The organism is Rhizobacter sp. P3_B12 (genome assembly GCF_056402895.1).
Window position 1 is genome coordinate 1 of record NZ_JBFUGN010000354.1, and the last position, 5,661, is coordinate 5,661.

Annotated in this window: 5 protein-coding genes; all 5 read right to left on the reverse strand. The window is 71.4% G+C overall.

Annotation, left to right across the window (positions count from 1 at the left end; all coding sequences use genetic code 11):
* Positions 1-2,342: hypothetical protein (locus AC1D01_RS18250; protein WP_477868716.1), on the reverse strand; the 2,342-nt coding region annotated here is incomplete at its 3' end.
* Positions 2,343-2,424: 82 nt separating this feature from the next.
* Positions 2,425-2,868 (reverse strand): GPW/gp25 family protein, encoded by a 444-nt coding sequence (locus AC1D01_RS18255; protein ID WP_477868718.1) that lies wholly within the window; start codon positions 2,866-2,868, stop codon positions 2,425-2,427.
* Entirely contained in the window at positions 2,861-3,160 is a 300-nt protein-coding gene (locus AC1D01_RS18260; protein WP_465113107.1) for a PAAR domain-containing protein, read from the reverse strand. Before AC1D01_RS18260 ends, AC1D01_RS18255 begins: the two co-directional genes overlap by 8 nt.
* Before the next feature lie 18 nt (positions 3,161-3,178).
* The gene (vgrG, locus tag AC1D01_RS18265) at positions 3,179-4,975 is read right to left on the reverse strand and encodes a type VI secretion system tip protein VgrG (RefSeq protein WP_477868720.1); all 1,797 of its coding nucleotides are present in this window, start codon (positions 4,973-4,975) and stop codon (positions 3,179-3,181) included.
* A gap of 14 nt (positions 4,976-4,989) precedes the next feature.
* A partial coding sequence (locus AC1D01_RS18270) for a CIS tube protein (protein WP_477868722.1) occupies positions 4,990-5,661 on the reverse strand: 672 nt, incomplete at its 5' end.

A 5,661-nucleotide genomic window follows, 5' to 3' on the forward strand; every position in this document is an offset into this window, starting at 1 on the left:
GTGTACGGCGGGTTCGGCAGCGGCGGGCGGCGGCGCGCGCGCAGGTTCCTGCGCGCGTTCGCGGTGACGGTATCGGCCAGCACCATCGGGTAGGCGGCATGGCCGAAGGCGCCGCGCGGGCCGGTGAGCTGCAGCCGGTACAGGCCGTTGCGCGGCAGCGGCCCGTCCCACTCCGCGGGGTCGCTCGCACGGCTGTGCTTGCGCACCGAGCCGGGGTCGACCTCGATCGCCAGCATCGGCTGCAGGCAGGCGGCGGCATCCGGCGGCGCGAACAGCGGCTGCTGCGCCGAGGCCCCGCTGCACGGCTGCCACAGCCCGTCGCGCAGGATCGCCAGCGCGGCCGTGAAATCGCCGCGGCGCTGCTCGTCGGGGTAGCCGCGGTAGTGCGTGTCGAAGCCGCCGGCGTCGGGCGGCAGGCCGCCCCATTCGAGCTGCATCGACAGCCGCTGGATGTTCTTGCACGCCACCTCGCGCGCGCCGACCACCAGGTACGACGACAGCGTCGGCAGCGGGCCGAACGGGTGGAAGGCCTTGGTCGGGTCGAGCCGGCCGAGGTTGTTGTGCAGCACGATGTCGCGCACGCCGCTGGCGCTGACGCGCAGCCGGGCCTCGGTGAGCGGCTGGTCGGCCAGCAGCGAGTACGGGTAGAGCCGGCCCTGCGTGCCGAGCTCGATGCGCAGCACCGGCAGCCGCGTCCCCCAGTCGGCGCCATGCACGGCCGGCTCGCAGCCGACGATCGCCGGCGCATCGGGGCGCAGCCGCAGCGTGATCGACAGGCCGCCTTCGGGCAGGCGATCGACATCGGCATCGGTGGCCTCCAGCCAGCCGTGCGCGCCACTCAGGTGCAGCTTCAGCAGGCCGTGGAACAGCTGCTCGAACACCAGCACGCGCTGCGGCGCCTGCGCGCCGGCCAGCAGCACCAGCGGATCGCCGACGCTGTGCGCCTGCGGCACGCGGCCCTGCAGCTCGCGGTGTGCGGCCAGCCGCATGCGGCGCAGTTGCGCCTCGGTGAAGTCGGCGCTGCCGGACAGCAGCCAGTGGCCGAGCAGCCGGCCGAAGGCAGTGCGCAGCGTGACCGGGTCGGTCGCGAAGGTGACGGCGTCGACCAGCGCGTCGAGCGCCTGCGCGCCGTCGGCCGCGCCCTCACCCGAATTTTCACCGACCGGCAGTTCGACGCGGATCCTCCGCTCGCCCTCGCGCAGCAACAGCAGCGGCGACGCGATCGCAAGGCCCAGCCGCGCATCGACCGCCCCGGCCCCGCCGCCGAACAGCGGCCAGGCGCTGCTGCCATCGGCGACGCCGACCGGGGGCCGCGCCGCCTTGGCGCGCGTCACGAAGCCGAACTCGCACTCCGGCGAGATCCGCGCATCGCGCTCCATGCGCAGCGTGCACAGCGCCGCGACGCGCGCATCGGTCACCACCAGCGGCGCCGCGCTGTGGAAGCGCAGCGGCTGGCCGGCCGCATCCTTGCCGGCGTCGAACACGGTGCCCTGCGGCACCTGCAGCAGGCGTTCGCCGCGCGCATCGCGGGCGCAGGCCAGGTGCACCTCGTCGGCCACCGGGCCGGCCGGGCCGAAGCCGAGGCAGTCGCGGTAGTAGAAATCGACGTGCCGCGCGGTGAAGCGGTTCACCTCACGCTGCGCCGATTCGTAGACCTTCAGGAACGCGATCAGCAGCCCGACCGCCGCCTCGTGCGTGCCGCTGCGCAGCGTGTCGGGCAGCAGCTCGCGGGCGAGCGCGCGCAGCGTGTCAATCGCGGCCAGGAACACGAAGTAGCGTTCGCGCAGCAGCTCGCGCTCGTCACGGCCCGCGGCTGCTGTCGCGAGCAGCGGCGCGCCGCTGCTCCAGATGCCGGCCAGCCGCTCGTGCGAGCGGCCCACCTCGCGGTCCTGCCAGCGCCGCTTGCCGAAGCGCTCGTGCACCCACTGCAGCTCGGCGCCGAGCTGCTGGTCGACCAGCTGGTGGACGCGCCCGCGGAACGCCAGCGAGGCCGCGTCGTCGCGCCCGTCGAGCGACTTGAACCACAGGTCGATCCACTGCGCGAGCTCGACCACCTGGGAGGCCAGGCGCGGCAGCGGTGCCGATTCGGCGTCGTGCAGGAAATCCTCCTGCAGCGCCTGCACGTCGATGCTGGCGATGCGCGCCAGCACCATCGTCACGTCGCTCGCGAACATCGCGCGCCAGTCGCCGGCCTCGCGGTTGTCGAGGTCGACGAAGCGCAGCTGGCGCGCGAGCGTGGCCGTCATCGCGACGCGGTCCTCGAACGGCAGCTCGTCGACGCGGAAGTAGCCGTCGGCCAGCGCTGGCGGGAACCTCTCGTTCTGCGAGGTTCCGGTGGTCATGACAACCCCTCGGCCGACGAGTACGTCGGCCGGTCCCCCGAGGGGACGAGGGCCGGCTTGGGAACGGCCCGGCGCTCGGCCCTCATGCCGCCCCCCCGCGCGCCGCACCGTCGTTCAGGTACAGCGGGTACACCAGGTTGTCGCGCACGTTGGTGCTGCGGATCGTGTAGTTCAGCTGCAGCTTCAGCACGCCCTCGTACAGGTCCGCGGTGTCGATCTCGACCTGGTCGAGCGTGATGCGCACCTCGAAGAACAGCACCGCCTTCTCGACCAGGCTGCGGATCTCGGTCAGCGTGCTCTCGGTGATGTTCTCGAACACCATGCGCTGCAGGCCGCAGCCGTAGGTCGGGTGCATCACGCGCTCGCCGGGCACGGTGGACAGCAGGATGCGCAGGCTCTCGCGCACGTCCTGCTCTTGCGACACTGTCAGCGCATGCAGCGTGCGGCCGTCGAAGGCCGGCGGGAAGGCCCAGCCGGTGCCGAGGAAGCGCTTGTTGCTGTCGAGGCCCATGGTCGCGTCATCCACCGATCAGCACCGTCGGCCAGCCCATCGCGATGCTGCCGCCATGCGCCGTCGGGTCGCCGATGCGCGCGGCCGGCTTGTTGGCGATCAGCACCGTGGTCGAGCCCTGGATGATGGTGTCGGGCGGGCCGACGCAGACCGCGCTGTCGCCGAGCACCGCGGCCGGCAGCTTGCCGATCAGCACCGTCGGCACGCCCGGGCCGACGATCGGCCCGCCGACGTGCGGGATCGGCGGCAGGCCGGGCGTGACCATCGGGCACACGTGCATGTCGGTGAGGCGGGCGGCGGGCGGCATGGCTCGGTTCCGTGCGGTTCAGTTGATCATCACCATCGCGCCCTTGACCACCGTCTGCCCGGCGGCCGAGAGCTCGGCGCTCGCGTTGCCCTTCGCAGTGAAACCGACCTGGGCTTCGGCGGCGATGTTCAAGGCGCTGAGCTTGATGTCGGCCTTGGACGTGACCGAGATCGCGCCGACCGCGTCGAGCGTGATCGTTCCCTTGGCCGTCACCTTGATGTCGCCCGGGCTGTCGAGCGTGATGCCGCCGGGCGCGAGTTCGACCTTGTTGCCGTTCTGGTCCTGCAGCAGGATGGATTTGTCCTTGTCGCTCAGCACGATCTTGTTGTTGCCGGGGGTGATGACGGTGATGACCTTGTCCTTCTCGTCGAACTCGAGCTTGGAGCGGCAGCGGGTGACGATGGCCTTGATGTCGTTGGCGGCCTCCAGCGGGTACGGCGTGGCCTGCTTGCTGCTGTAGAGGCTGCCGAGCACGACCGGGTGCGAGGGGTCGTCGGCGAAGTAGCCGAGCACCACCTCGTCGCCGACCTCGGGCAGGAAGAACGCGCCGAACGCATTGCTGGCGTGGAACTGCAGCAGCCGGGCCCAGATGCCTTCGGTGGCGGCCTGCAGCATCGGCAGCTTGACCTGCACGCGCTGCTCGCCGGCCGGGTCGCCGTCGAGCTTCATCACGATGCCGACCTGCAGGCCGTGCACGCCGGGCAGCAGGCCGGCGCCGGGCGGCGCGACCACGTCGGGGCGTTCGACGAACCAGTCGGGCGCCAGGCCGAACTCGGCCTCGGTGATCCAGTTGCCGTCGGCGATGTCGTGGCGCACGCCGGTGACGAACACCTTGCCGCTGAAGCGCGTGCCGACGCCGGCGAGCTCGATCAGCCCGCCGACGGTGGCGAGCGCCGAGCCCTGGAAGCTCATGCGCCCGCGCAGCCGCGCGAGGCCGGCCCGCAGCTGCTGCGCCTTGGCCCAGCTGGTGAGCGCGGCCAGCGGCTGCGGTGCGCCGGACTGCAACCGCCAGCTGGGCAGGCCGATCACCTGGGCGAGCGTGGCGGAGTCGATGTCGCCCTGTTTCGGCAGCGTCACCGGGGCGCTCGCGGTGCCTTCGAGCGCGGCCTGGCCTTTGATGTCCCACGAGAAGGCCTGGGCGCTCGCGAGCTGGCTGCGCGCGTCGAGGTCGCCCTGGAAGTCGATCAGGTCGATGCCGTAGGTGACCGAGAGCGCCGGCTCGGCATCGACCGCGGGGGCCTTGACGGCGAGCTTGCCGTCGGTGGCGATGACGAGCAGGCCGTTGACCTCGGCGCGCGACAGCATGAAATCCCAGTCGCTGCAGTAGTGCTGGGCCAGCTCGGTGTGGCTGAGCTCGGTGGCGTCGGCCTCGATGGAGAGGCCGTGGTCGCCGGCCAGGGTCTCGATGACGGCGCTGTCGGTCTGGTCGATGAAGTTGGCGTTGTGCCGGCCGACGGTCATCAGCACGGCCTTGTCGCGGCATTCGACGATCAGGCGGGCATCGTTGTCGCCGCGCACCTGCAGGCCGTGGCGCACGACGAGGCCTTCGAAGATCACCGTGGTGGGGGCGGACTGGTAGCCGGCCTTGATCGACAGCAGCACGCCGGGCTTGAAGTGGGCGGCGTCGCTGAGCGGGAACTTGCGGTTCGGCATGTCGCCGTCGGCCAGCTCGATGCGGGCCGAGGGCACGCTGTTGACGCCGCGGCGCACCGAGATCGAGATGACCTCGAGGGTCTCGTCGAGCGCCGTGCCGTCGGCGCTGAGCGAGAGGCGCACGACGCCGTCGGCGTTGTCGAGGGGGGAGGCGGCGGGCATGGGGGGTGACCGGATCAGGCGGCCGGTGCCGACATCGCCAGCGTGGTGCCGGGCGTGACGGCCATCAGGCTGGGCAGGTTGTTGGCGCGCGCGACCGCGGGGGCGGCGGCGGCGCTGCCGCAGTGGTCGGCGCACAGCTGGGGCAGCGTGTCGCCGTCGACGACGGTGACGCTGGTGAGGCTGGCCTCGGGCTCGCGGTTGGAGACGAGCCTGGCCTCCTCCTTGCTCATCGCGCCGAGGAAGCTGAGGTCGACACGGGCGCGCAGCGGCTCGCCGCTCGGCTTGAAGAGGGTGTATTGCGTGTTCAGCGATTCCAGGCGGCCGAAGAAGATCAGGCTGCCCCACAGCAGGCGCACGAGGGGTGGCTCCTGGGTGTCGGGCAGGTACTGGAAGGTGACCGCATTGAGTTTCTTCATCTGCGTGCGCACGTCTTCGCGCTTGCCGTTGGCGCCGGGCGGGACGATGCCGGTGCCGTCGAGCACGAGGGCGAAGCTGACGTGTTCGTCGCCGACCGCAGCGAACTTCGGGGTGCCTTGGGCATCGCCCTGGGTCTTCTTCTTGTCGTAGGTGATGCCGGTGGTGTGCTTGAAGTCGGCCGGATTGATCTGCACGGTGAAGGTCGCCGATTCATCGAGCTTGACCKTGCCGCCCTTCAGCGTGAAGCGCGTCATCACCAGGTGCGTGAG

What these genes read in the sequence shown, in the direction of transcription:
- AC1D01_RS18260 (WP_465113107.1), bottom strand. Translation starts at nt 3,160, where the DNA reads ATGCCGCCCGCCGCCCGCCTCACCGACATGCACGTGTGCCCGATGGTC.
- vgrG (WP_477868720.1), bottom strand. Translation starts at nt 4,975, where the DNA reads ATGCCCGCCGCCTCCCCCCTCGACAACGCCGACGGCGTCGTGCGCCTC.